Here is a 26603-nt window from a genome sequence, read left to right on the forward strand (position 1 = left end):
ATAGCCACGCGGTATGAAAAGCTTGAACGAAATTATCATTCAATGCTCGCTTTAGCATTTACTATGATGTGGCTACCAATGTGGGCTGATTGATATATGTACTACAAAGATCAACAGCCCCTAATTGTTCGTATTAATAAAATGAATAAGAAGCAAGCCAACTGGCTTGCTTTTTTATTTGTTTTATCCAAATGTAATGTCAACGTAATTAGTGACAAATGGTGCTATATTTATACCATCTCTTGTATGGCTTTCTTGAGCAACACCTTTTGTTAGTAACTTCATGTAGTAACCTTATATAGTAACTTTCAAAGAAACTGCTTTGTTATTATGGGTTGTTCTTTATAAGCCAAATGCGATTTCTTTGGGTATCTACTAAGCGGCTTTCAGGGCTCGTTTCATATATATAAACGTTATCGACACTTCTTTCTTCTATGTCGTTTATATACTCTAATACCAATTCGGTTAATTAAGTGATCTATTTTGAGATAACAAAATTATGTCGATAATGGGGCTAAAGTTTTGCTACTTAGGTGTTCTCGGCAATTACCTCTACATTGCTTTGTATTCATGCAGTCGTATCTCGAAAGTTTTAACACAGTTAGTGCCAAGTTCAATCCTTGAAATTGATTGAGTATTATTGCGGATTGGTATAATGCGTGTATTTTCTTGTAGCGGCACTTTTATTGATTAATGTGTTATTTGCTGGGGCCAGGCACAATTCATAGAATAGTTACTACCAACTTTAACTGTGCAGGTTTATATATTCTTTGACTACCAGTCAGTTCGATTATTGCAGGAATAAAAGGGCGTACTTATATAATTTTAGTAAATGGTATTAGTGCCAAGCAATTTAATATCGTAAAAATGTACTTACCTGAGATAAATGCAAGAGGCTAAAAATATGTGCACAATTGTCAGTGTTAATTACTAACCTTAATAGTTGATTTAAATATAAAGTAGGTTCATTATTGCACGCTGTTTACGGTTTGCTTACTTTATATCTATAAGTTTGCTTTTATATACAAATAAAATAAATAGAAATTATGTACGAATACTCAAACAATTTAGAAATTAAGCTCATTGTTCGGTTCTTTTCCTCAATAGGGTTTATAGCAACGTTTTCGATGGCTAGCTTGGCATTTATTAACAACAGCTATTTATTAGCATTTACTTTGGTTGTTTCTTCGTTTGTTTACTTATCGGCGTTTAATATAGGTAGAGGTGTAGAGAAGTCTGCAACTGTAATTTTATATAACCTGTATGCACTAATGTTTTATCTTGTACTTACAGGAGGAGCACAAGGTACAGGGCCTATATGGATATTTATAGTGTCTCCTGTTACTTATTCAATTCGAGGGCTTAAACGAGGGACGTTTGATATTGTTTTATTTTTATCGGCGATTGTTCTCGGTTTTTATTGCGCTGATACATTTAATATATATGACTACAATCCTGAGCAGTTTCCAGTCAGAATCATACTCGCTTTTATAATTGTTGCATCGTTGAGTGGTTATTACGAATTTTCAAGAGAAAAATACAGCAGTAAATTAATTGCTTTAAGCAAAAAAAATGAATTTTTAGCAACTATAGATCCACTCACCAACCTGCCAAACCGTCGCTATACCATGAATAAGCTTGTGGCTTTCAAAAGTGAGCTGAAAGATAATAATACTCCTTTTGTAATTTTATTAGCTGATGTAGATAATTTTAAAAAGATTAATGATCAATTCGGCCATGATTTTGGCGATGAAGCACTTATTCAGTTAGCTAAAACCTTTGATAAAAGTATTCCAAAAAATGCGATTGCATCACGTTGGGGCGGAGAGGAGTTTTTAATTGTTATTCCAGATGCAACAGTTGAGCAGGGGGAGCAAGTTGCAGAAAAAATCCACAACACCCTTAAAGCTTCAGCTGTGAGCTTATTTTCAGATAGTACCAATATTACGCTAAGTATTGGTGTTATCTCTGCAAGTGCCGAACGCTCAATTGATCTTGATATCAAGCGTGCTGATGAACTACTTTATAAAGCAAAAGCGCAAGGTAAAAACAGAACGTGTTCTTCTTAAAAGTTTATCTACTTTAATCCATTGAAAACGAATCAAGTGATGGCTTTATTTTAGCCTTTCTGCGCTTTACGCTCATGTAACACATTGCATTACAGGCAATCTGCATTGTAATTAATAGCCAATAACTGATGCCTAAGTCACTTAGGTTATTTATTTTTTCGCTAGTAAAGTAATAGGCTACGGCGATTATCTGAAGAACTAAAAAGCTATTTAAAAACCTCAGTAAACGCTGTTTAAAGTAAGTATGCTTATATTTACTAAAAATTATTAAACAGCTGCTTAGCGCTAATAAAAACCAACTTAAAATGATACAAAAATTAACTAAAGTACTGTGCATTATTTAATCCTTCAAAGCTCTATTAACCAATATTAGGCATGGGCCATTATTAGTTCTTTAGCATTCGCTTTAGCTGTTTTACTGATATTATCACCACCAAGTAAGCGAGCTATTTCATTAATACGACCATCTTTATTCAAAGGCAGCATATGAGTGAACGTTTCGCCTTGTGCTATTTCTTTAGCTACAAAAAATTGTTGGTGTGCGCTACTAGCAACTTGCGGTAAATGGGTAACACAAATCACTTGAGTAGACTTACCTAACTGGCGCAATAGTTTGCCTACGGCTGATGCCGTAGGGCCAGAAATACCTACATCAACTTCATCAAAAATAAGCGTTGGGGTTGTTACTTTTTGGGCAATAATTACCTGTATAGCAAGGCTAATTCGCGAAAGCTCACCACCTGAGGCTACTTTAGCTAACGGCTGAAGTGGCTGCCCAGGATTAGTTGATACTAAAAACGACACATTATCGTACCCTAAGCTATTTGGTGCGCGGCTACTCTCTTGAGTTAAAGCTATTTCAAATACACCGTTTTCCATCGATAAATTAGCCATGCTTTCACTTATTAGTGTGTTAAGTGTATTAGCATACTCATAGCGACTTTTACTTAGTTCATCGGCAGCTTGCTTATAACTAAGTAACGCGCTTTCTATTTCTGACTCTAGTTGCTCTAGACGATTACTATTATTACTTATTGACTCAAGCTCTTGAGCAATCGATTGATGAAACTCAACTAGCTGCTGTGGTTTTATGTGATGCTTACGCGCTAAATCCATCGCACCGCTTAGTCTATTTTCTACTTCACCTAAACGAGCAGGGTCTAAATCTGCTTGCTCAGTATAATTTCGAACTTCACGGCTTGCTTCTTCAACTTGTACTGCGGCTTCACTAAGGAGCGCTGCTACGCCCGCTAAGCTTTCGTCGTATTGAGCCAGCTCAGCGAATTGTTGGGCACTGTGCTGCAGCATTGAACAAGCATTTTGTTCATCACTTTCATATAAATATTGTAATTCACGTTGGCACGATTCTAATATTGTTTGGCTATTACTAAGTTTGTAATGCTCGGCCTCAATTAAATCAAACTCACTTTCTTGTAAGGCAAACTCATCGAGCTCTGCAACTTGGTATTCTAACAATTGTTTTTGCGCTGCTTGTTGCTGCTGTTGTTGCTCTAAATGTTTAAATTCTTTTTGTAAGTTAGCAAACTGTTTATAGTTGTTATTTACATCATTTACTAAGTGGTGATGCCCTGCATAGGCATCTAAAAGCTGTAACTGATGCTCAGCTTTTAATAAGTGTTGGTGGGCATGTTGTCCATGAATAGATATTAAATATTGACCAAGTTCTTTTAATTGTGATGCGGTAACGGCACTGCCATTAATATAGCTTTTACTGCGTCCATTTTTGCAAACAACACGACGCAATAAACATTCATTATCGTCATTGTTTAGCATATGTTGCTCTAAAAACGATTGAGCTAGCGGTAAATCTGTTAGGTCAAATTGAGCGCATACTTCTGCTTTATCAGAGCTTGGGCGCACTGCTGATGCTTCAGCTCGTTCACCTAAACATAATGATAGCGCATCAATAGCAATAGATTTACCAGCACCTGTCTCGCCTGTGATCGCGGTCATACCGCTGCGCCATTCTGTGCTTAAATTACTAACAATTGCAAAATTTTTAACTTCTAAACCAATTAACATACTGTTTATCCATCCAGTCAATTAACTGTTAATTTATACAGTGTTTTGGTTTTTTGCAAATTAATTTTTTATTATTTATGCAACGCTTACATCTTGAGTAAATTGTGTATCAGAAGTTTTTGGGGAGGTATCAATTTGATCATCAACAATATCAGTAGTTTGTATAACGTCTTCGGTTTTAAGTAGCCCGATAAGTGGAGGTAAAGTATTTAGGTAAAAACTCTTATTGTATAAAATTCCTTGCTGAGGTAACTCAGATACAAAGTACTGTATATTATCAATCAATGGTTGGATTATATTCGTTTGATTAGTTTTAATTAACTCGTTGGACAACGTATTAATTAGTAGGTCAGCGGTATCTTCAAGTTGCTGTAAATTCTCTTCTGTATGCGATTGAACAACAAAAAAATTATTTACAATAGCTTGAATACGAGGAACGTATTTTGGGCGAATTATTTTAGCATCAAGAAGATCATTAAGTTTTACTCTAAGGCGTGAATTTACATGCGAAACACGTTCATTAAATAGCTTTTTTCTAGCTTCGATTGCTTTTTTGCGATTACTCTCAATTTTGAGGTAACTGTATAAAAGTGTAATTAATAGCAGTAAAGCAAAGAATACTACATAAGTCATTGCCGTTTGTTCCTGAAATGTTTAATTTTTAGTTGTTACTAATATTTTGCTCTATCGTTTAACTTTTGGCAATAAAATTAGTACAAACGACTACCCCAATTTAGTTTTGTACGTAAAACGTTGTAGTACGAGTAATTTTTTGGATGAATTAAGCGCAATTGTTTATCCGCTTTTTTAATTACTACCTCATCGCCGGGTAATACGGCAAGCACAACATGGCTGTCGCAACTTACTTGCAAGCTATCTGTATTTTCTAGGCTTAGCTTTAAGCGTACTTCGTTATCGGCATCGACCACTAAAGGTCTGCTAGATAAGGTATGAGGAAACATAGGCACTAACGATATTGCATTTAGCTCTGGCGTTAAAATTGGCCCGCCACCTGAAAGTGAATATGCCGTAGAGCCAGTAGGGGTTGATACTATTAAACCGTCAGAGCGCTGAGAGAACACAAAGTCATTATTTATAAAAGCTTCAAACTCAATCATATGCGCTACTTTATCGGCATGAAGTACCGCTTCGTTAACGGCAGAATTTGCACTCTTTAATTCGTTGTGGCGATATACTTCTACTTCTAATAAAAAGCGTTTTTCTTCAAGGTACTCACCACTGAGGACTTGCTCTAAGCTCGCTTCAAACCCTTCAGGGTTTAAATCAGTTAAAAAGCCAAGGTTACCTCTATTTACTCCAATTACAGCAATGTTAAAGCGCGCAAGCACGCGTGCAGCACCAAGCATGTTACCGTCACCGCCTACAACAATAGCTAAATCGGCTTGTTCTCCTAGGTCGACTAACTTAACAAGTTTGTCATGCGGGATATCGTCTAATTGACTCCCTGTGCGTTTTTCTACTATTACCTCAAAACCAAGCGCAAGTAGAAATGTATGTAAGCGCTGAAGGGTAGCAGCGGCTCCCGGGTGATTAGGTTTGCCAATTAGTCCAATGGTATTAAAAGGAGAGTCCATAATGTACGCACAAAAAGATTTAATAATTGTAGAGTAACTCAAAACAGAAGTGTTTGAAAATACAGATTATAGCAATATTATAAACCTTCAATTTTATTCGCAGTCAGTTAACTGCACGACTTGAAAAACAACTAGACGCCCCGATATCTCTTTCATGCAACAAGATGTAGATACCATGAAACTAAACTCACGAGATCAGCAAATTTTTTCAGCTGTTATGAACATGTACTGTAATGGTGAAGGCTTGCCTGTTCCATCAACAAAAATTGCCAAGCTCAAAGGCATGGCAGTATGCTCGGCTACGGTTCGTAATGCTATGGCTCGCTTAGAAAAAGTGGGGCTATTGTATTCACCTCATACATCTGCAGGACGAGTGCCCACAAATGAAGGGTTTGATTATTGGTTTGACGAGTTTTTTCCACTCGCTGACATTGCTAATTATTGGCAACCAGAGCAATCACAACTCGTTGAACTAGCACATGGTTTGAGCCAAAAATACCAAATATGTTGTTGTGTTGGTTTACCACAAGTCAGCTCGCAGCAAGTGTTTAGAGTAGAAGTGCTTGATTTTGATTCTACCGACTGGCTTATTCTATTAATAGACAGGGCTGGGCAGAGCCACAACATTTGTATTGATAAACCTCATGATTCGTCAGATTCTGTTCGTTATCAGTTTGCAACATGGTTGAACACCGTATTTAGCCAACAAACTCTTATGGAGGGTTTGTATCGTATGCAGGCGATGGCAAATACAGCGCCTCGAAATTGTCATGATTCGCTTAATCAATGGACGCGACAACTAAGTCAAAAATTAGGCTCAGATAATAGTATTGTAGTTGGCGAAAATTACCTCTATAAACAAATCGATTGTGAGCAAAGTTTAAATATTGGTGTTTCGTTTTTAAATTATGTAGAAGATAAACTCGCTTTTAAAAACGGTGTATCGGTACTTAATAGCGAAAAATTGCCTTTTACTGAGTGTGATGAATTGATCGTAATAAGCGTGCCGTACTTTCAAAATCAAGAATACCAAAGCCGCTTTTGTATAATTTGCCCTAAATCAGCGCAAATCGAAGAAATAATTCGAGAATTTAAATTAATTGAGGCATCTAACTCTTGAATCTTTTTATTCAATCCCCATAATTACCGCAGTTGTAAAGAATTGGAGCACGTATTTTATGTCTGAGCAGACACAAAACCCTGAGCAAGAAGTAGAATTAAACGAAGAAATTTCTAAAATGCAGGCTGATGTAGAAGCAGCAGTAGAAGCCGCTGATCAACATGCAGAAGAAGAGCAAAGCCCTGAAGCAGAAATAGCTATGCTATATGCAGAGCTTGAAGCTGCTAAACAAACTATTGCTGATCAAAAAGATGGTGTTGTTCGTGCTGCAGCAGACGTAGACAACATTCGTCGTCGTGCAGCACAAGATGTAGAAAAAGCGCATAAGTTTGCACTAGAAAAATTTGCTAACGAATTACTACCTGTAATTGATAATCTTGAGCGTGCTATTGAGTTTTCTGATAAAGAAAATGAGACTTTAAAGCCGTTGCTTGAAGGTATCGATATGACAGTTAAAAGCTTTAACGATGCTGTTGCAAAGTTTGGTGTTGAAATTGTAAACCCACAAGGTGAGCAGTTTAATCCAGATTTTCATCAAGCAATGTCAATTCAACCAAGTAACGATGTAACACCTAATACAGTACTTGCTGTTATGCAAAAAGGTTATACATTAAATGGTCGTTTATTACGCCCTGCAATGGTTATGGTTTCTAAAGCTGCTGATGCTTAATTGAATTATTAGTTTTAAAAAATGCCTCATATTGAGGCATTTTTTTTGTCTTTTTTATAGTGAATTAACTGTACGAGCATAGTAAGCAACACAGCGCTAAACATTAGACTTGAAAATGGCACTGCGCTTTTTGCATGCATAATAGCGAGTAGTGGGCCAACTAACGCGCCACTGCCAAAACGAAGTGTGCCAATTACGGCCGTTGCCGTGCCTGTGTTTTTTTCAAACTTCATTAATATTAGCGAGTCAGCATTACTTGCAGTGACGCCTAAGCTCATCATTAATGGCGCAATAGCAGCCACAATATAATAAAGTGATAAATGCAATAAGCTAAATGTTAGCAAAGCCAGCCCCGATACAAATCCAAATGTAAGCCCAATATAGAGCATTTTCCGAGAGCCCAGCCTTGGTACAATTCGCGTATTTAAAAAGTTACCAAACATCAGCGCCATTACATTAAACGCAAATAACACACCAAATAACTGTTCTGACACTTCATATAAATCTAAATAAATAAATGGTACTGAGGTCAAAAAGCAAAAAAATCCAAACGATACAAACATAGAACTGAGTATGTCGGCACGTGCATCTTTATTACTGAGTACTGTTTTATAGCTGTCGAAAAACAGAGCGAGACCCTTTTTTTCATTTTTGTGAATAGGAATATCAATTAGATACACTTGCACAAACGCCAATATTAAAAAGCTATAACCAGCAAGAACCAAGAATATTGTTGACCAAACAGAAAATCCTAAAATAAACGAACCAACAGAGGGGGCAACTAACGGTGCTACCATCATAATCATCGACACATACGACATTCCCTTAGCTGTATTTTGCTGATAAATATGGCGAATAATACCCGGTACTACAACCGTTGCTGCCGCTCCCGTAAATGCTTGCACTGCTCTAAGAGTCCAAAACGCATGGATTTCGGTTGTAAATGCGAGTGCAAGTGAGCTTGCGCCAAATAGGGTTAAGCCAATACGTGCGAGCTTACGGCGGCCAATTTGATCGGCAATGGGGCCAAAAAATAGCATCCCTAATGAATAGCCTGCTAAGTAAATACTCAACGATATTTGTACATTGGGCATATTAGTGTGTAAATCGTTTGCAATTACCAGCATGGCAGGTAAGTACATATCTATCGCCAATGGCGTAATCGCCACTATACTGGCCAATAAAGGCAATAAAATACGGGTATTAAAAGACGAGGCTGAGGCGTCCATGTGTAAACTCAACAATCACTAAAAACAAGGGTTATAGTGTAACAGGGCATTGTATTTGGATAAACTTAGTTTGCCCGCTAAGTTTATCGTCATATTGCTTTTTTTTAATATAACGGTACATAAAGCAAATATTTTAAATTGGTACTGTGTTTGCTATTCTACAAGCAATAAAAAATTCATTACTTAAGAGAATTATCATGAAAAAACTAGTACTTGCAGTATTAGCGACAGCCGTTTTAGCCGGTTGTAAAACGTCACCAACAGGACGTACTCAAATAGCGCTTTACTCAGATCAACAAATGAGTGAAATGGGCACAGCTAGCTTTGCCGAAATGAAAGCATCTCAGCCAATAAATAAAGACGCTAAAACAAATTCTTATGTGAATTGTATTGCTGAAAAAGTAGTGGCTGTATTACCAAAAGAATACGCGTCGCAAAATTGGGAAGTAGTGGTATTTGAAGATGAATCTGCTAACGCTTTTGCATTACCTGGGGGTTACATTGGGGTTCATACGGGCTTATTAAAAATAGCCACCAATCAAGACCAATTAGCAACAGTGCTAGGGCACGAAGTAGGGCACGTAATTGCTGAGCATTCTAATGAGCGTGTTTCACAAAGCTCTATTTTAGATACCGGTATGCAGCTTGGTAGTGCTGCACTTGAAATGGGTAATATTCAATACCGTAACGAAATTATGCAAGGCTTAGGTTTGGGCGCACAATATGGAGTTGTTTTACCATTTAGCCGCTCTCACGAATCAGAAGCCGATACTATAGGTCTGGATTTAATGGCACAGGCGGGTTTTAATCCACAAGAGTCGGTTACACTTTGGGAAAATATGAGTGCAGCGGGCAGCGGTACAACCCCTGAGTTTTTATCTACTCACCCAGCGCCAAGTAACCGTATTAAAAATTTACAAGCGCAAATGAGTAAAGCACTTAGCGAGCAAAGCACTGCTAAAGCACAGGGTAAAAACCCACAATGCACACTGTAGTTAAGCGCTTTACTATTTGAAGTAGTGTGCGTTTAGTATTAATGCGTAATTAAAATAAAACCCCTGTAGGTATTTACCTACAGGGGTTTTATTTTAGTTTTTAAGCGTGGTTATTCAGCAGCAAGTGCTTGTTTAAATACATTTTTAAAGCGTTCAAAATCTTCAATGTGCGGCAGGTGCCCTAAATTATCCAGTTCAAATAATTGTGCGTCAGGTATAAGTGTTGCAGCGTGTTTGCCTAATTTATCATATCGACCAAGCTCGTAATCAACACCGTCTTTTTTCCAGTTACGGCCAGGGCCAGTTCTATCGCGTGTACCAATAATTAATTTAACCGGTACAGTTAAATCTTTAAATTCGGTTATTACAGATTGAGTGAAAATCATATCGTATGTTTTTGCATTTACCCATGCCATTTGTTCTTTATCTGGGCCTTGTATTTGCCCTGTTATAAAGTCGGTTAAGGCTGAATATGTGGCATTCCACTTACCATCGTAGTAATTTTTTTGTTGGTATTTTCTTACGCCTTCTGGCGTTTTTGAAAATTCGTTTTTATAGAAAAAATTTGTATCTTTGTAATCAACATACTGCAGATAGTTTTCAAGCCCAATAGGGTTAAGTAAAATTAATTTACTAGTTGTGTTTGGGTACATTAATGCAAAACGACTCGCTAGCATCCCACCCATAGAGTGCCCTAATACAATTGACTCTTTTATATTAAGTGAGTCCATTAACGCATGAGTATGGTTAGCAAGAGCCGCAAATGAATACTGGTAATTAGTTGGTTTAGATGATTTTCCAAAACCAATTTGATCAGGAATTAATACGCCGTAGCCTAAAGATTGCAGGTATTGCGCAGTGGTAGTCCAGTAATCTGCATTAAAATTTTTGCCGTGCATAAGCGTCACTGTAGGCATGTCGGATTTGGTAGGCTTTAAGTAAATATAGGCCATTTTAAGAGACTGTTTTTGTGACTCAATGTTAAAGTAATTTACTTTAAAGTCGTACTGGTAACTGCTTAAAAGCGCATCATAAGAAAGTGAAGAGGTATCTTGCGTTGTGCTCGCTAATGCATTGTTTGTTAATAACAATAAAGTAGAAAAGCAAATAACTTTAATCGACGACATTTGGTTACTCCAATTAAGGACAAATAATATTAGCTCTAATATATAAAACTCAGAATAATTCATTATAGTAACCAAACATTAAGTACTATTCAATTGAGGCTTTGTCATGCTCAACGTTGTTTAATTTGGAGATGAAAAAAGCGAAGCTAAAAGAGAGCTTCGCTTATTAATGTAGGGTAAAACGAGTATCGTTAAAGCTTAAAACGTCCACTCAATATGGATTTGTGGCACTGACTCAGTGACTTCAGTACCTAGTTTATTGTGCCAGTATTGTAATTCCATACCCAACAGTAGTGTGTTTTCTTTCATTTGAATAGCGTGGCCCATATCCCATACTAAAATAGGCTGTGCGAGTATCCACGCCTCTACATCGTTACCAAATTCATCTTCACGCTCTGCAATGTATTCAGCGTGGCCTTTAAAGCTAAATTTTTGTGAGCCAATAGTGAAAGGATATTCAAAAGCTACATCAAGCATCCAGCTATTTGTTTCAATAGGAGCACCGCCTTTTGCTACACCTTCACTATCGTCAATGTAAGCTGTGAACAGCGTTTGAAAAAAGTTAAATCCAGGTACATCCCAGCTTAATTTAACACCAGGCAAGTATTTCATTACTTTAGAGTCACCAGCAACGTTAATACCACCGGTAAGGCCCACATCTAATAATGCGCCTGCGCCAATTTTTTCGCCGCTAATGGCCGATAAGCTTACCGTTGAATACCACTCACCATAAAAATCAGCATCTTGGTAACCATCATCGGTATCGTCTTTACTGTAATCGATAAAAAAGAAGTTATCGCCGTAATCGTAACCCGATGCATGTTGAACCGAGTAAACAGTGGTGTTTGACTCTTGCTCAGTGAATGGGTTTTTTTGGTTGCCATTATTAATATGTAGTGCTGTGCTGCTCCAATTAGCCGCAAAAGCAGAAGACGATAAAGCAATTGATGTAAAAGTAACGAGAGGAAGTAATTTTTTAAATTTCATATCTGTATTTAACTATAATTTTAGTGACACGCGAAGGCGCGCATTATAGCAAAAGTGATTGATATGTAGAGTATTATTTTAACATATGTTGCAGCTTACTTATTAAGCTACAACATAGTGTCGGTGTTTAAACTATGCTTTATTACGGCGTAAGCAAATAACTGCAATGGCTGTAAATGCTAAAATAAAGCAGTAATAAGAAGACGTTGATACTTCCCACGGGCTAATTTTAAACGTAGCACCTAATAACAATGCTTGGGCACCGTATGGCAATGAACCCTGTGTAACACAGGCAAATATATCAAGTAAACTGGCAGAGCGTTTACCGCTTATTTCACCGTCATCTGCTAGCTTTTTAGCAATAGGACCCGCGACAATAATAGACACTGTGTTATTAGCAATACATACATTACTTGTTAAAACTAACGCAGCGATACCTAATTGATCTGCCACTTTACGGTGCCATTTTGCAATGATTTTAGTAATCGCTTGAATTTTTTGAGCAATGTAATCAAGACCACCGTTGATACGAATAAATTCAGATAAGCCACCAATAAACATAGAAAGTAAAAATATTTCCTGCATATCAGTAAAGCCTTTGTAAATGTCTTTTACAAAGCTTGCGCCTTCGTAACTTCCTGTAAAGCCCATTAATGCGGCAAAAATAATACCGCTAAACAACACTACAAATACGTTCAAGCCAGCAACTGCTAACACTAAAATAAAGGCATAAGGAAGTACTAACCAAATATCATAGTCTTTAGTTTCAACTACTTGTGCAGCAGGTGTTAAATAAAACAACAGGGCGATTGTTAGAATGGCTGCAGGGACTGCAATTTTAAGATTTTCTTTAAACTTGTCTTTCATTTCACAGCCCTGAGTGCGCGTAGCTGCAATAGTGGTGTCTGAAATAATAGATAAGTTATCGCCAAACATAGCGCCAGATACAATCGTACCTGCCATTAATGCTGGGTCTATACCTGTTTTAATTGATACCGCATAAGCGATAGGGCCAATGGCGCCAATCGTACCCATTGACGTTCCCATTGCAGTAGAAACAACGGCCGCAATTAAAAACAAACCAGGGAGCAATAACGAAGGTGGAATAAGTGATAAGCCTGCATTTACTACCGCATCTACTCCACCGGTTGCACTTGCCACAGCCGAAAAGGCACCTGCAAGTAAGTAGATTAAACACATGGTAATAATATTGTTGTGTCCGGCACCTTTAATAAAGGTCTCTACACATTGGTTTACCGTGCCTTTATTTAAAATAAACGCAAGCATGATGGCGGGCAATATAGCAACAGGTGCAGGTAGTTGGTAAAAAGCATAATCAACCCCTTGCGATTGCAAATACAAACCTGAGCCTAAAAATAGCGCTACAAAGGTAAGTAGGGGAAGTAAAGAAAGTATTGCTTTGTTTTTATTAAATGATGGCTGCATCATAATCCTCATAACCAGTAAAATTTATCACAGCCAAAACTCCTCTTTTAGCTGAATTTAGCAGTACAACTTTTTATTTTAAAAAGTTGTTAGCCGCAGCGTCCGCAAGCCAAAGACCAAATCGACGCGAAAGAGAAGTTTAAATGTATAGATGGCTAAAGTAAACTGGTATTGTTATTATTATTAAATTAAAAGGTCACCTGACTATTGCATGACTTTTAGATAATATCTATAAAGCAACGCGATTTTCAGCGATTAATATTTATCCAACTGCATAAAAATACCCACCTGCGTATTTTGCAATGTCCGGATATATAGCTAATAAACGGATTCAAATAAAATTAGGTAAAAACCATGACTACAAATCGAATAGGTGTTTTTGGTGCTAACGGCAGAATGGGCTTAGCCCTATTAGAAGCCGCGACAATTAAAGAGCAAACACAACTTACAGGCGCATATGTTCGTAGTGGTTCATCGCTATTGGGCATTAATGTAAATAAAGTAAATAGCGCAGCCGATAACAGTGTTAGCTTTAGCGACGAAAGTACAATAGATGATGTAGATGTTTTAATCGACTTTACGCTGCCAGCGGGTATGAAAAACCATTTAAAAACAGCTGTTGCACAAAAAATTCCTATGGTGATTGGCACAACAGGTTTAACAAATGATGATATGGCGCTATTACACGATGCCGCTAAACATATCCCTGTTGTATTTGCGCGAAATTACAGCGTAGGTGTCAATGTATTACTTAACCTTGTGCAAACTGCAGCGACTAAATTTGGTGACGATTTAGATATCGAAATATTTGAAGCGCATCACCGTCATAAAATAGATGCACCATCGGGTACTGCACTGGCAATAGGTGAGTCAATCGCGCAAGCGAAAGGCTGGGATCACGACGAGGTTGCGGTATATGACCGAAGCCAAATAGAAACAGCGAAATCTCAAAATGAGATTGGTTATTCTGTCCTAAGAGGTGGCGATATAGTAGGTGAACATACCGCATACTTCGCTACAATGGGCGAAAGGCTTGAATTAACACATAAAGCAAGTTCGAGAATGACGTTCGCTCTAGGTGCTATAAGGGCTGCAAGCTGGTTAAAAAACAAACCTGCTGGACTTTATGATATGCAAGATGTGCTAGATCTTAAGTAGTTTAGTTACTATTTTAACTGTTTGGGTCTAATTTCACCTACAGTGACTTATTTGTAACAATTAACCAAATAATGTTAGACCTAAATAGCAACTTCATGTAATATGCAGCCAATTTGCCAAAAATTACTAAATGCGTGTTTCCAATTATACCCAAGTGGCTAGTAAATCCAGGGTTTCAGTGGGAATGAAAATAGTTTTAGGCAAGAAAAATGATTGAAGGTTGAATGCTTTACATCTGCATCATTTAAGACTGCGTAAAACAATTTAAGCTCACAAAAATCTGGTTTTGACGATCCCTCTGGGTATTGGCGGGGTGTTAAGCAATTGCTTACTCCCGTTTTTTACTGTTAGGAGGTTTAACTTGACTAAATCCGCTCTGTTAGTCCTAGAAGACGGCACAGTGTTTCGCGGTACTGCAATCGGCGCTGACGGCATGTCAGTCGGTGAAGTGGTATTCAATACGTCTATGACTGGTTATCAAGAAATTTTGACTGATCCATCATACGCGGAACAAATCGTAACTTTGACGTACCCACATATCGGTAATACGGGTACCAACAGCGAAGACGAAGAAGCGAATCAAATTTGGGCTAAAGGCCTAGTGATCCGTGATTTGCCACTGCTAGCAAGTAACTTTCGTAACGAGCAATCGTTAGATGATTACTTAAAAGAACGTAATATTTTAGGTATTGCGGACATCGACACCAGAAAGCTAACTCGAATTTTGCGTGATAAAGGCGCACAAAACGGGTGTATTGTTGCCGGTGACGAGCTAGACGAAAATAAAGCGTTACAAGCCGCGCAAGCCTTCCCAGGTTTAAAAGGTATGGATTTAGCAAAAGTTGTCTCAACCAAGGAAAATTTTGAGTGGCGCGAATCAAGCTGGACATTAGGTGAAGGATTTAAAACCCTTGACGCTGCTGATGAAAAGTTTCATGTTGTTGCCTACGACTTCGGTGTAAAACGTAATATTTTACGTATGCTTGTAGACCGTGGTTGTAAACTTACAGTAGTACCAGCGCAAACTTCAGCCGCTGACGTACTTGCTTTAAACCCTGATGGTATCTTCTTATCTAATGGCCCTGGCGATCCTGAGCCATGTACTTACGCTATTGAAGCCATTCAAGCCTTTTTAGAAACCGACACACCTATTTTTGGTATCTGTTTAGGTCATCAGTTATTAGCCCTTGCCTCAGGTGCTAAAACAGAAAAAATGAAATTTGGCCACCACGGTGGTAACCACCCAGTTAAAGACCTAGACCGCAATGTAGTTATGATCACAGCTCAAAACCATGGTTTTGCAGCTCAGGAATCAAGCCTACCAAGTACGCTTCGTGCTACGCATAAATCATTATTTGATGGAACGCTTCAAGGTATTCATCGTACCGATAAACCTGCGTTTAGCTTCCAGGGTCACCCTGAAGCAAGTCCAGGTCCACACGATGCAGCACCATTATTTGACCACTTCATCGATTTGATGCAAGCGCGTAAACACTAATTTAACAGGAGTAATAATGCCAAAACGTACCGACATAAAAAGCATTCTTATCTTAGGCGCAGGCCCAATTGTAATTGGTCAAGCTTGTGAATTTGATTACTCTGGTGCTCAAGCGTGTAAAGCACTTAGAGAAGAAGGCTATAGAGTTATATTAGTTAACTCAAACCCTGCAACTATCATGACCGATCCTGAAATGGCCGATGCTACCTACATCGAACCAATTCACTGGGAAGTGGTAGAAAAAATTATTGAAAAAGAAAAGCCAGATGCAGTACTGCCTACAATGGGTGGTCAAACAGCATTAAACTGTGCACTTGATTTAGACAAGCACGGTGTATTGGCTAAGCACGGCGTTGAGCTAATTGGCGCAACGGCGGATGCAATCGACAAAGCAGAAAACCGTGAACGCTTTGACGTAGCAATGAAAAACATTGGCCTTGAATGTCCTCGTGCTGAAATTGCTCACTCAATGGAAGAAGCTAAAGATACAATGAGCCGAATTGGCTTACCATGTATCATTCGTCCTTCTTTCACCATGGGTGGCACCGGTGGCGGTGTTGCTTACAACATGGAAGAGTTTGAAGAAATTTGTGAGCGCGGTTTAGACTTATCGCCAACAAACGAATTATTGATTGATGAATCACTGATTGGTTGGAAAGAGTACGAAACAGAAGTTGTACGTGATAAAAACGATAACTGTATTATTGTTTGTACCATTGAAAACTTTGACCCTATGGGTGTTCACACTGGCGATTCAATCACCGTTGCACCAGCGCAAACGCTAACCGACAAAGAATACCAAATTATGCGTAACGCCTCTATGGCGGTATTACGTGAAATTGGTGTAGAAACTGGCGGTTCTAACGTGCAGTTTGGTATTAATCCTGAAGATGGCCGTATGGTTATCATTGAGATGAACCCACGTGTATCACGTTCATCTGCACTTGCATCAAAAGCAACGGGTTTCCCAATTGCTAAAATTGCTGCAAAGCTAGCAGTAGGTTATACGCTTGACGAGCTTCAAAACGATATTACTGGCGGTAAAACTCCAGCATCTTTTGAGCCTTCAATCGATTACGTTGTAACAAAAATTCCTCGCTTTAACTTTGAAAAATTTGCCGGTGCTAACGATCGTTTAACTACGCAAATGAAATCAGTTGGCGAAGTAATGGCGATTGGTCGTAACCAACAAGAATCATTACACAAAGCATTACGTGGTCTTGAAGTGGGCGCAACAGGTTTTAACCCAATAGTTGCACTTGATGACCCTAAAGCTAAAGAAAAAATCATTCGCGAATTACGCGAGCCAGGTGCTGAGCGTATCTGGTACATTGCCGATGCAATGCGCCATGGTATGAGCGTTGATGATGTTTATGAGCTGACTAAAGTTAATCGCTGGTTCTTAGTACAAATAGAAGATATTTTAAAAGACGAAGCAAAAATTGGTGAAGTAGGTATGGCTGGTTTAAATGCCGACTTCCTACGTAAACTTAAACGCAAAGGTTTCGCAGATCCACGTATAGCTGAAATTGCTGGTGTATCTGAAGCTGAAATTCGTAAAAAACGTCACCTATTAAACATCGTGCCAGTATACAAGCGTGTTGATACGTGCGCCGCAGAATTTAGCTCAGACACAGCTTACATGTACTCATCTTACGATGAAGAGTGTGAAGCAAACCCAACAGATAAAGACAAAATCATGGTTATTGGTGGCGGTCCTAACCGTATCGGCCAAGGTATTGAATTTGATTACTGTTGTGTACATGCCTCGCTTGCGCTTCGCGAAGACGGCTATGAAACCATCATGGTTAACTGTAACCCTGAAACGGTTTCTACCGATTACGATACATCTGATAGACTATACTTTGAGCCAATTACACTTGAAGACGTACTCGAAATCGTACGTGTTGAAAAGCCAAAAGGCGTTATCGTGCAGTACGGTGGTCAAACACCACTTAAATTAGCACGTGAGCTTGAAGCGAATGGTGTTCCAGTAATTGGTACTTCACCTGATGCGATTGACCGTGCAGAAGATCGCGAACGTTTCCAACAACTTGTTGAGCGTCTGAACTTACTTCAGCCAGAAAATGCAACAGTAACTTCAACTGAAGAAGCACTACTTAAATCAGTTGAAATTGGTTTCCCACTCGTTGTACGTCCGTCGTATGTACTAGGTGGTCGTGCAATGGAAATTGTATACGATGAAGACGATTTACGTCGCTACATGACCGAAGCTGTATCTGCATCAAACGAAGCACCTGTATTACTGGACCGTTTCTTAGATAACGCAATTGAAGTTGACGTTGACGCGATTTGCGACGGCGAGCAAGTAATTATTGGCGGTATCATGGAGCACATTGAGCAAGCCGGTGTTCACTCTGGTGACTCAGCATGTTCATTACCAGCACATTCTTTATCGCAAGAAGTGCAAGATGTGATGCGCAAGCAAGTAACCGACATGGCGCTTGAGCTTGGTGTTGTTGGCTTAATGAATACACAGTTTGCTGTAAAAGATGGCAAAGTGTACTTAATTGAAGTTAACCCGCGTGCAGCACGTACTGTACCGTTTGTATCAAAAGCAACCGGTGTAGCGCTTGCAAAAGTGGCGGCTCGTTGTATGGCGGGTCAGTCTTTGGCAAGCCAAGGTATTACTAAAGAAGTGATCCCTCCTTATTACAGCGTTAAAGAAGTTGTTTTACCATTTGCTAAGTTTCAGGGTGTGGATCCAATTCGTGGCCCTGAAATGCGTTCAACGGGTGAAGTGATGGGTGTTGGTGATACTTTCGCCGAAGCATTCGCAAAAGCACAATTAGGTGCAAGCAACACTTTACCACGCGGTGGTCGCGCGCTATTATCTGTTCGTAATAGCGATAAGCCACGTATTGTTGAATTAGCCAAAATCATGACCGACTTAGGTTTTGAACTTGACGCAACTGGTGGCACGGCACAAGCTCTTGAAGAAGCTGGCATTGAAGTACGACGTGTAAACAAAGTATATGAAGGCCGCCCGCATATTCTTGATTATATCAAGAATAAAGAGTACAGCTATATCGTTAATACCACCGAAGGTCGCCAAGCGATCGAAGATTCGAAGGTGTTACGTCGTGGTGCATTGCAAAATAAAACCAACTATACGACAACCTTGAACGCGGCATTCGCTAACTGTACTGCTAATAAAGCAGATGACCGCAGTAAAGTGACGTCAGTTCAAGAGCTACACCTGCGATTGAACTAAGGAAATGTGCCAAGGCCAACTAGGGCCTTGGTGTTAAGTGAGAAAAGTATGCAATCAATTCCGATGACAGTTCGTGGCGCAGATTTACTGCGTAAAGAGCTTAACGAATTAAAAACAGTTACCCGTCCTAAAATCGTAAGTGATATTGCGGTTGCACGTGAACATGGTGACTTAAAAGAAAATGCTGAGTACCACGCTGCGCGTGAGCAACAGGGTTTTTGTGAAGGTCGTATTCAAGAAATTGAAGCAAAGCTTTCAAATGTTCAAATTATCGATGTAACTAAAATGCCAAATACGGGCAAAGTTATTTTTGGTACCACAGTAACTATAGTAAATGTAGATACTGATGCAGAAGTAAAATACCGTATCGTAGGCGATGATGAAGCAGATATTAAAAACAACTTAATTTCTGTTAATTCACCGATTGCACGTGGCTTAATTGGTAAACAAATGGACGACGCAGTGTCTATTCAAACGCCAAAAGGTATCGTTGAGTACGAAATCATTGAAGTTGAGTATCTTTAACGCATAACTCACTTTAACGTTTTAAATAAAAACCGATGTATTTACATCGGTTTTTTTATGCCTTAAATAAGTCGCTATAACAATTAATCACTATACTGTTCAGGGTATTCATATTGCATAAAGAGTAAGCATGATGATATAGGTACATAATCACTTTATACCAATCTGATTATATATGGGGTCTATTTAACGTTAAGAAAATTACGCTAGAACTAGGCAAAAGTTTTTATATCTAGTGTTCTAAATAAAAAACTTTTAACGACGTTATAGTGCAATTTAATTCGTTAAATTGATCAAAGATTTATGCAGGTTGGTATTATTAAAAAGGAACACTCAATGGCTAATATACTTTACCCAGCGCCTTTAAAAGTAGGCTCTAAAATTGCTATTTGCTCGCTTTCATCTGGGCTAAAAGAAAAGTATCACGGACGATTAGATATAGTTATAAATGGACTACAACAACGAGGGTATGATGTTGTTGAAGGCGAGTTTTTACGTCAAAACAAACCACGTGAACAGCTTAATGCTAAAGCGCATGCTAAGCAGCTAATGGGTTTTTTATTAGATGATGAAATAGATGCGATTATGCCGCCAATGGGTGGTGAGCTGGCAATGGAAATACTGCCACTACTTGATTTTAACGCCATTAAAGAAGCAAAGCCTAAGTGGTTAGTTGGTTTTTCTGATGTGAGTACTATTGCATGTGCACTCACTGCTAAGTGCCAATGGGCAACCCTTCACAGCGCCAATCTTATGCAGTTACACCCAGATGAAAAAAATCCGTATAGCCTACAAATATTTGAAACTCTGACCTACGAAGCCGGTAGTAAATTTGAGCAAGGTCCTTCTTCTTTATACCAAAAAAATAAGCCTAATTACGCGCAAAACCCGAACGAATTACTCAGCCCGAGTGAGCCTACAAACTGGCAATGTTTAAACTACACAGATAAACGTACCATAGAAATGTCTGGTCGGTTATTTGGTGGGTGTTTAGATACCGTAGGTTTATTGCTCGACTCGCCATTTTTAGCGCTGCATGAGTTTAAAAAGGATAGTGCGCCCGAAGGGCTTATTTTATACCTCGAAAACTCAGAACTTACACCAACAACCGTTGCACGATTTTTACTGTCATTAAAATTAGCCGGTATATTTGATGACATCAATGGCTTGGTTTTAGGGCGAAGTGAAATAACACAAGGTCATTACGATGCCTTTGACTATCGCCATGCGTTAGATGTAGCGCTAGGTGGGTGTTTATTTCCTGTAATTTTTGATGCGGATATAGGGCACGTTCAACCTAACTTAAATTTGGTCAATGGTGCTACCTGTACGCTGGTTGCAGATATAAACGAAGGTATTGTGGAGTGCGCATCGTTAAATATTCAACTTTCGTAGTTTTTATCGCATTTAGTTTTGAAAAACAAATAAGTACAGGCGTATAATGTGCCTGCAGTAAGTGCTAATGCTTACTGTAAATTCTCAGGGCGGGGTGAAATTCCCCACCGGCGGTATGTTTAAAGTTACTTGTAACTCAAACGAGCCCGCGAGCGCTTTATTTAACTTATTTTTACAGTTAAGTAAAGGTCAAGCAGATCTGGTGAGATGCCAGAGCCGACGGTTATAGTCCGGATGAAAGAGAATATAGCTTATTTATGTACACCTAAAACCTAGCTTTTTGGTGAGCATTTTTAATGCTGTTTTGGTTTAATTCATGCAATTTTATTTGTATGGCTTTGCCATGCCTTTCAGTGTCCTGAATCTATTATTTTTTATTTGGAATATAATGATGATTCAGTCTCTACTTACTCAATTCGGCGAAAGCCAAATCCGCGTACAAAGCGCAATTACTGCACTACAGCAAGGGCAAGGCGTACTTGTTGTTGATGACGAAAACCGTGAAAATGAAGGCGACTTTGTATTTTCAGCTGAGCATTTAACGACTTCTCAAATGGCCGAAATGATCCGCGAAGGCAGCGGCATTGTTTGCTTATGCATGGGGGCGGAGCGTATTAAACAGCTCGACTTACCGCAAATGGTTACCCACAACACGAGTCAAAATAACACAGCTTATACAGTCACTATTGAAGCTAAGCATGGCGTTACAACAGGTGTGTCTGCTGCTGATAGAGTAACGACTATAAAAGCGGCGACAGCCGATAACGCTAAACCAAGTGATTTATCGCGCCCAGGGCATGTATTTGGTTTAAAAGCACAAACGGGTGGGGTGCTAGTTCGCCGAGGTCACACTGAAGCATCGGTTGATTTAATGCTACTTGCCGGCTTAAAACCATTTGGCGTAATTTGCGAACTAACAAATCCTGATGGTTCAATGGCGCGCTTACCTGAGGTGAGTGATTATGCTAATAAACATAATATGACCGTAGTTTCTATTGAAGATTTAGTACAATACATTCAGGCTGCGCAGCTTCAAGTAAGTTAAACCGCTTTGAAGAAAAAAACCACTTATTTAAATAAGTGGTTTTTATAATATTGTTATCATTTAAGTTTATAACGTATTACTCATAAAATCTGAATAACTTGCTCTTTTGCCAAGCGAGATTTAGGTAATTTAGCATTATAATCTTCAGCGCTATCATGATAGCCAAGTACTAATGCGACGTCGCATACGTAACCATCAAGTTCTTTTTCAAAGACTTCGCCAATCAGCTGTGCATCTACGCCTTCCATTGGGGTTGAATCAATGCCTAAACGTGCAGCGGCATGCATAGTGTTACCCAGTGCAATGTAAGTTTGTGCTTTAGTCCACTCTTCATTAACGCCTTGCTCATCAGTATTCATATCAACAAACGCATAAGCACCAAAAGCTTGTTCGCGATTTTCTGCTTTAGTACGGCCATTTTTAATATCTGCATCAATAACTTGTGCGTAGTCATCGCGGGTATATTTAGGATTGTGAGCGAACAATATTATATGCGAAGCTGTTTTAATATGTGGCTGGTTAAACGCAAATTTATTAGCAAATGTACTATGCATACGCTCTTTAGCCTCATCTGATTCAATTACGATGAATTTCCAAGGCTGCGAGTTAATAGATGATGGAGATAGGCGCATAGCTTCGTAAATAACGGCTAAATCGTCTTGAGATACACGTTTCGTTGCATCGTAACGTTTTGCTGTGTAACGCTTTTCTAAGTCATTAATAATAGGGTGAGTCATTAGTTTCTCCATTGAGTAGGTGTTTTACCAGTATTTACTATGTTGAGTCAGTTTTAGTAAAAACAAACCCTTTTAAAAATTTATTACAAAAATAATATCGTGTTTTTAAATCACTCTACTTATTTGATTCAATTGATATCTACGTAAAGTAAGGCCTATCAATATAGCTAGGTACGGATAGTAGTGGGTTATTACAATATGATAAACAGGTATATGGTTGAATCATTATCAAATATTATTAGGTAATAGTTTCTTTAATAAATATAAATACACTAATAGCCACCCCGAAATATTGGCTGAAGACACCAATTGCATTGGTGCCTTCAATTAATTCAGGCAGCGCGTGTTTAGTATTTATGGAATTAAAAACCTTCCAACACTATTTTGCCAATAGAGCGACCTTCTTCAAGTTCTGCGTGTGCAATACGCAGGTTAGCCGCATTTATAATGCCTAAATTTTTACCAATCGTTGTTTGAATGTAGCCTTGGTCAATCAAATCGGCAACATGATTTAATAACTTACTTTGCTCAATTAAATCTTTGGCGTTAAACATTGAGCGGGCAAACATAAATTCCCAATGTAGAGATAAACTCTTCATTTTTAATTTACTTACATCGAGTGACTCAGGATCGTCAATCATTGCAATTTTACCAAATGGTGCAAGTACGTCTGTATATGCTTCTAAGTAAGTATCAGTACTGTGCAGGCTTGCTACATGTGTTACCGAGCCAATGTTTAATGCGTCAATTTGAGCGGGTAATGGTTTTGTATGATCAACAACATAATCAGCACCTAGTTTTTTAACCCATGCTTGTGAGCTTTCGCGCGATGCAGTGGCAATCACCGTTGCGCCAGTAATCGCTTTAGCAATTTGAATAAAAATAGAGCCAACGCCGCCTGCGGCACCTGTTACTAAAATAACTTCGTCTGATTTTGTTGTTGCATCAGCAGCTTGTTTTACAATGTTTAAATGCTCAAATAATAATTCGTACGCTGTTATTGCGGTAAGGGGTAATGCAGCAGCTTCAGCATCGTTTAAGCTCTGCGGTTTAAATCCTACAATGCGCTCATCCACTAATTGAAATTCTGCATTACTACCTGGGCGAGTAATATCACCAGCGTAATAAACCGCATCACCGAGTTTAAATGCCGTTACAGCATCGCCGATTGCAACAACTTCACCAACGGCATCCCAACCAATAACTTTTACTTCACCCTCAGCAGGGGGCATAGATGCACGCACTTTGTAATCTACTGGGTTAACTGCAATAGCTTTAACTTTTATAAGTAAATCGCGACCTGTTGCAACTGGCTGTGGTAATTTAACATCAATTAACGATTCAGGGTTAGTAATAGGAAGAGATTTTTTATAACCAATGGCTTTCATAATAAATGTCCTAGTTTGTTTACATATAAGGTGCAAGCCATGCTTTGGCGAGCTGATAGATATATAATAGACCTTGCTTTAACATAGATAAACCGCATAATCGTTGAATCATTATCAAATATAAATAGATAACATGAACATAGAAGATTTAAAACTTATTTTAAAAGTCGCTGAGTTTAGAAGTATTACGCTCGCAGCTGCTAAGTTAGATATGCGTACAGCCACAGCAAGCGCTGCTATTAAACGTGTTGAGTCAGCCCTTGGTAGTGAACTATTTGTTCGTACAACACGTCATTTGAGGCTATCGGCTGCTGGGGAGCGCTACATACCACAATGTGAGCAGGCTTTGGCAGTACTTGAGCTTGCAAAGCAAAACCTTAAAGGTGAGCACGACGAAATAGAAGGCGAATTGCGTGTTGCCCTTTCATCTGACTTAGGGCGTAACTTAGTGATCCCATGGATTGATGAACTTATGGACACTTATCCAAAGCTAAGTTTAAGAACGCATATAAGTGATAGTAATATCGACTTTTACCGTGACTCAGTTGATATAGCGCTTCGTTATGGCTCGCCTAATGATGCTAGCGTTTATGGTTTCAAAATTTGTAACGTACCGCGCTTGTTATGTGCAACTGACGAATACCTCTTACGAAATGGGGCTCCCGTGCATCCTGATGATTTAGCGTCGCATCAAGGTTTGTTTTATCAGTTGCAGGATATTACAAATAATACGTGGGAATTCACCGATGGTGAGTCAAAATATAAAGTTAAAATGAATGGCGGGCGCGCCTCAAACGATGGCGATTTAGTAAGGCGCTGGTGCGTTGCGGGTAAAGGCTTGGCTGTAAAATCAGCCCTTGATATAGCCGATGATTTACTCAATGACAGGGTGGTTACTGTAATGCAAGATTATCAACATGTTAATGGTGAACTTTGGCTTATTTGCCCAAGTAGGCAGTCAATAACCCCAGCGGTGCGTTTACTACGTGATGCATGCAGAGCAAAATCCCAAGCTATTTTGCAGCAGTTGGTAAAGAAAGGAATTATTGATAAAAGCGTACTGAGCTAATTAGTCTACTTAATAATGCCACCGGCTTAGAGCAGGTGGCATTATTTTTTATTCGCTAACTTAGCTTTTTATTAAAAAACTCAACGGTACGTTGCCATGCAAGCTCGGCATTGTCTTTATCATAGCGACCTGTCGAGTCGTTATGAAAACCATGATTTGCCCCTTTATACATATGCATAGTGTATTCAACATTATTGGCTTTTAAGTCTTGTTCGTACTGTGGCCACGACGCGTTTACACGTTTATCTAGCTCGCCCAATTGAATCATTAATGGTGCTTTAATATTTTTACGTAAACTTTCGCTGGCTGGAGTACCGTAAAAAGGCACTCCGGCGCTGATTAAATTGCTATCTACTGCCGCTAAATAATTAACAATGTAGCCGCCAAAACAAAAACCGACAGCGCCTAACTTACCGTTACTGTTAGCATGCGATTTTAAAAAGTGTGCTGCGGCTACAAAATCGTTTTGAATTTTAGCTCTGTCCATAGTTTTTTGCATAGCGCGTCCTTCATCATCATTACCAGGGTAGCCACCCAGTGGAAATAGCGCATCGGGTGCAAATGCAATAAAGCCTATCTTCGCTAAGCGTCTTGCTACATCCTTTACGTATGGGTTTAATCCACGGTTTTCGTGGACCACAAGCACAACTGGAAGCTTACCTTCTACATTTTTAGGGGTTGCTAAGTAACCTTTGCCTTTACCGTGCCCGTCTGGCGAATCAAATTCTTCGTATGTTGCTTTAATATCATCGTCATTAAACGATACTTGTTCAGCAAGTGCATAGTTAGGTAATAATGCTGATGTAAGTACAGCCATCGAAAAGCCAAGTGCAGCAAGGCCACCGAGTTTTTTCATAAAAGTACGTCGGTCCATTAAACCGTGGGCGTATTCGTCATACCAATCAAAGGCTTCTTGAGGAATGTGATCAGAGGGAGATGTATTCATGGCTGTTCCTTAACTTTATTATGTCTATTTATTATTTAAATACCATAACGTATTAGGGATAAAAAACGAGCAATATTTCTATCAATTATTAGGACTGTTAATTAATCCTGCGTGTTAAAAAATAAGTAATAGAAGTAACGTTAGCAAATAGGTGAATATTATTTTTAAGCTAAAAATAAAAAGCTCGGCATAATATGCCTAATGCCGATCAGTTAAGGTTAATTGATCGGTTGACCGATCTAAATGATCGTGAATAATCCGTAATTAGTTTCGCTAATTACGGTTTTTTTATGGATATTCAAACAGCTCTTTCAACCACCTTCTCA

Annotated in this window: 22 protein-coding genes, 1 pseudogene and 1 riboswitch; of the genes and pseudogenes, 12 read left to right on the top strand and 11 right to left on the bottom strand. The window is 38.8% G+C overall.

Annotated elements, in window-relative coordinates; all coding sequences use genetic code 11:
* Both H4J63_RS15330 and H4J63_RS15335 read left to right on the top strand, forming a co-directional pair.
* A pseudogene (locus tag H4J63_RS15330) lies at positions 1-93 on the top strand (IS5/IS1182 family transposase); the annotation flags it as partial.
* A gap of 953 nt (positions 94-1046) precedes the next feature.
* Positions 1047-2069, top strand: a complete 1023-nt coding sequence (locus H4J63_RS15335) for a GGDEF domain-containing protein (RefSeq protein WP_259365701.1) — start codon at positions 1047-1049, stop codon at positions 2067-2069.
* Between the two features lie 13 nt (positions 2070-2082).
* Here H4J63_RS15335 and H4J63_RS15340 read toward each other — a convergent pair whose 3' ends face one another.
* From H4J63_RS15340 to nadK, 4 genes are all read right to left on the bottom strand, one after another.
* Entirely contained in the window at positions 2083-2406 is a 324-nt protein-coding gene (locus H4J63_RS15340) for a hypothetical protein (protein WP_004335381.1), read from the bottom strand.
* 32 nt (positions 2407-2438) lie between these two features.
* Positions 2439-4112: a DNA repair protein RecN gene (recN, locus tag H4J63_RS15345; RefSeq protein ID WP_024604213.1), complete on the bottom strand. Its 1674-nt coding sequence runs from the start codon at positions 4110-4112 to the stop codon at positions 2439-2441.
* A 75-nt stretch (positions 4113-4187) separates the two neighbouring features.
* Positions 4188-4745, bottom strand: a complete 558-nt coding sequence (locus H4J63_RS15350; RefSeq protein WP_024604214.1) for a hypothetical protein — start codon at positions 4743-4745, stop codon at positions 4188-4190.
* A gap of 77 nt (positions 4746-4822) precedes the next feature.
* Positions 4823-5707, bottom strand: a complete 885-nt coding sequence (nadK, locus tag H4J63_RS15355; RefSeq protein WP_004335384.1) for an NAD(+) kinase — start codon at positions 5705-5707, stop codon at positions 4823-4825.
* Between the two features lie 154 nt (positions 5708-5861).
* Between nadK and H4J63_RS15360 the strand changes: the two genes are divergently transcribed.
* Positions 5862-6827, top strand: coding sequence for an HrcA family transcriptional regulator (locus H4J63_RS15360; protein WP_024604215.1), 966 nt, complete (start codon positions 5862-5864; stop codon positions 6825-6827).
* 58 nt (positions 6828-6885) lie between these two features.
* Positions 6886-7497 carry a nucleotide exchange factor GrpE gene (gene grpE, locus H4J63_RS15365; RefSeq protein ID WP_024597391.1) on the top strand — a complete coding sequence of 204 codons (612 nt, stop codon included), beginning with the start codon at positions 6886-6888 and terminating at the stop codon, positions 7495-7497.
* Between the two features lie 26 nt (positions 7498-7523).
* Here the strand turns inward: grpE and H4J63_RS15370 are convergent, their stop codons facing one another.
* Positions 7524-8726: a Bcr/CflA family efflux MFS transporter gene (locus H4J63_RS15370; RefSeq protein ID WP_182197406.1), complete on the bottom strand. Its 1203-nt coding sequence runs from the start codon at positions 8724-8726 to the stop codon at positions 7524-7526.
* Positions 8727-8923: 197 nt separating this feature from the next.
* On the opposite strand from H4J63_RS15370, the gene H4J63_RS15375 reads away from it, so the two are divergent.
* Entirely contained in the window at positions 8924-9721 is a 798-nt protein-coding gene (locus tag H4J63_RS15375) for a M48 family metallopeptidase (RefSeq protein ID WP_039487466.1), read from the top strand.
* A gap of 110 nt (positions 9722-9831) precedes the next feature.
* Here H4J63_RS15375 and H4J63_RS15380 read toward each other — a convergent pair whose 3' ends face one another.
* The 3 genes from H4J63_RS15380 to H4J63_RS15390 all read right to left on the bottom strand — a co-directional run bounded on the left by H4J63_RS15380 (position 9832) and on the right by H4J63_RS15390 (position 13281).
* Positions 9832-10848, bottom strand: a complete 1017-nt coding sequence (locus H4J63_RS15380; RefSeq protein ID WP_182197407.1) for an alpha/beta fold hydrolase — start codon at positions 10846-10848, stop codon at positions 9832-9834.
* A 198-nt stretch (positions 10849-11046) separates the two neighbouring features.
* Entirely contained in the window at positions 11047-11835 is a 789-nt protein-coding gene (locus H4J63_RS15385) for a nucleoside-binding protein (protein ID WP_182197408.1), read from the bottom strand.
* 132 nt (positions 11836-11967) lie between these two features.
* The gene (locus H4J63_RS15390; protein WP_004335396.1) at positions 11968-13281 is read right to left on the bottom strand and encodes a Na+/H+ antiporter NhaC family protein; all 1314 of its coding nucleotides are present in this window, start codon (positions 13279-13281) and stop codon (positions 11968-11970) included.
* Positions 13282-13635: 354 nt separating this feature from the next.
* On the opposite strand from H4J63_RS15390, the gene dapB reads away from it, so the two are divergent.
* From dapB to ribB, 6 genes are all read left to right on the top strand, one after another.
* The gene (gene dapB / locus H4J63_RS15395) at positions 13636-14439 is read left to right on the top strand and encodes a 4-hydroxy-tetrahydrodipicolinate reductase (protein WP_182197409.1); all 804 of its coding nucleotides are present in this window, start codon (positions 13636-13638) and stop codon (positions 14437-14439) included.
* 361 nt (positions 14440-14800) lie between these two features.
* On the top strand, positions 14801-15937 hold the full coding sequence (carA, locus tag H4J63_RS15400) for a glutamine-hydrolyzing carbamoyl-phosphate synthase small subunit (protein WP_004335400.1): 1137 nt from the start codon (positions 14801-14803) through the stop codon (positions 15935-15937).
* 16 nt (positions 15938-15953) lie between these two features.
* A complete protein-coding gene (carB, locus tag H4J63_RS15405; protein ID WP_039487473.1) occupies positions 15954-19172 on the top strand; it encodes a carbamoyl-phosphate synthase large subunit in 3219 nt (1072 codons plus the stop codon).
* A 48-nt stretch (positions 19173-19220) separates the two neighbouring features.
* Positions 19221-19697 (top strand): transcription elongation factor GreA, encoded by a 477-nt coding sequence (greA, locus tag H4J63_RS15410; protein ID WP_149592013.1) that lies wholly within the window; start codon positions 19221-19223, stop codon positions 19695-19697.
* 336 nt (positions 19698-20033) lie between these two features.
* Positions 20034-21092 (top strand): S66 peptidase family protein, encoded by a 1059-nt coding sequence (locus tag H4J63_RS15415; protein WP_182197411.1) that lies wholly within the window; start codon positions 20034-20036, stop codon positions 21090-21092.
* Between the two features lie 76 nt (positions 21093-21168).
* Positions 21169-21342, top strand: a riboswitch (FMN riboswitch).
* Between the two features lie 141 nt (positions 21343-21483).
* Entirely contained in the window at positions 21484-22137 is a 654-nt protein-coding gene (ribB, locus tag H4J63_RS15420; protein WP_182197420.1) for a 3,4-dihydroxy-2-butanone-4-phosphate synthase, read from the top strand.
* A gap of 80 nt (positions 22138-22217) precedes the next feature.
* Here the strand turns inward: ribB and H4J63_RS15425 are convergent, their stop codons facing one another.
* Entirely contained in the window at positions 22218-22874 is a 657-nt protein-coding gene (locus H4J63_RS15425; protein WP_182197412.1) for a nitroreductase family protein, read from the bottom strand.
* A 362-nt stretch (positions 22875-23236) separates the two neighbouring features.
* Entirely contained in the window at positions 23237-24262 is a 1026-nt protein-coding gene (locus tag H4J63_RS15430) for a zinc-binding alcohol dehydrogenase family protein (RefSeq protein ID WP_182197414.1), read from the bottom strand.
* 133 nt (positions 24263-24395) lie between these two features.
* Here H4J63_RS15430 and H4J63_RS15435 point away from each other — a divergent pair, with 133 nt between their 5' ends.
* A complete protein-coding gene (locus H4J63_RS15435) occupies positions 24396-25331 on the top strand; it encodes a LysR family transcriptional regulator (protein ID WP_182197415.1) in 936 nt (311 codons plus the stop codon).
* A gap of 55 nt (positions 25332-25386) precedes the next feature.
* Here the strand turns inward: H4J63_RS15435 and H4J63_RS15440 are convergent, their stop codons facing one another.
* Complete coding sequence (locus H4J63_RS15440) at positions 25387-26277, bottom strand: dienelactone hydrolase family protein (RefSeq protein ID WP_182197417.1); 891 nt, start codon at positions 26275-26277, stop codon at positions 25387-25389.
* Positions 26278-26603 lie beyond the last annotated feature (326 nt).

This window comes from Pseudoalteromonas sp. 5Ae-yellow (genome assembly GCF_014077565.1).
Taxonomy (GTDB): domain Bacteria; phylum Pseudomonadota; class Gammaproteobacteria; order Enterobacterales; family Alteromonadaceae; genus Pseudoalteromonas.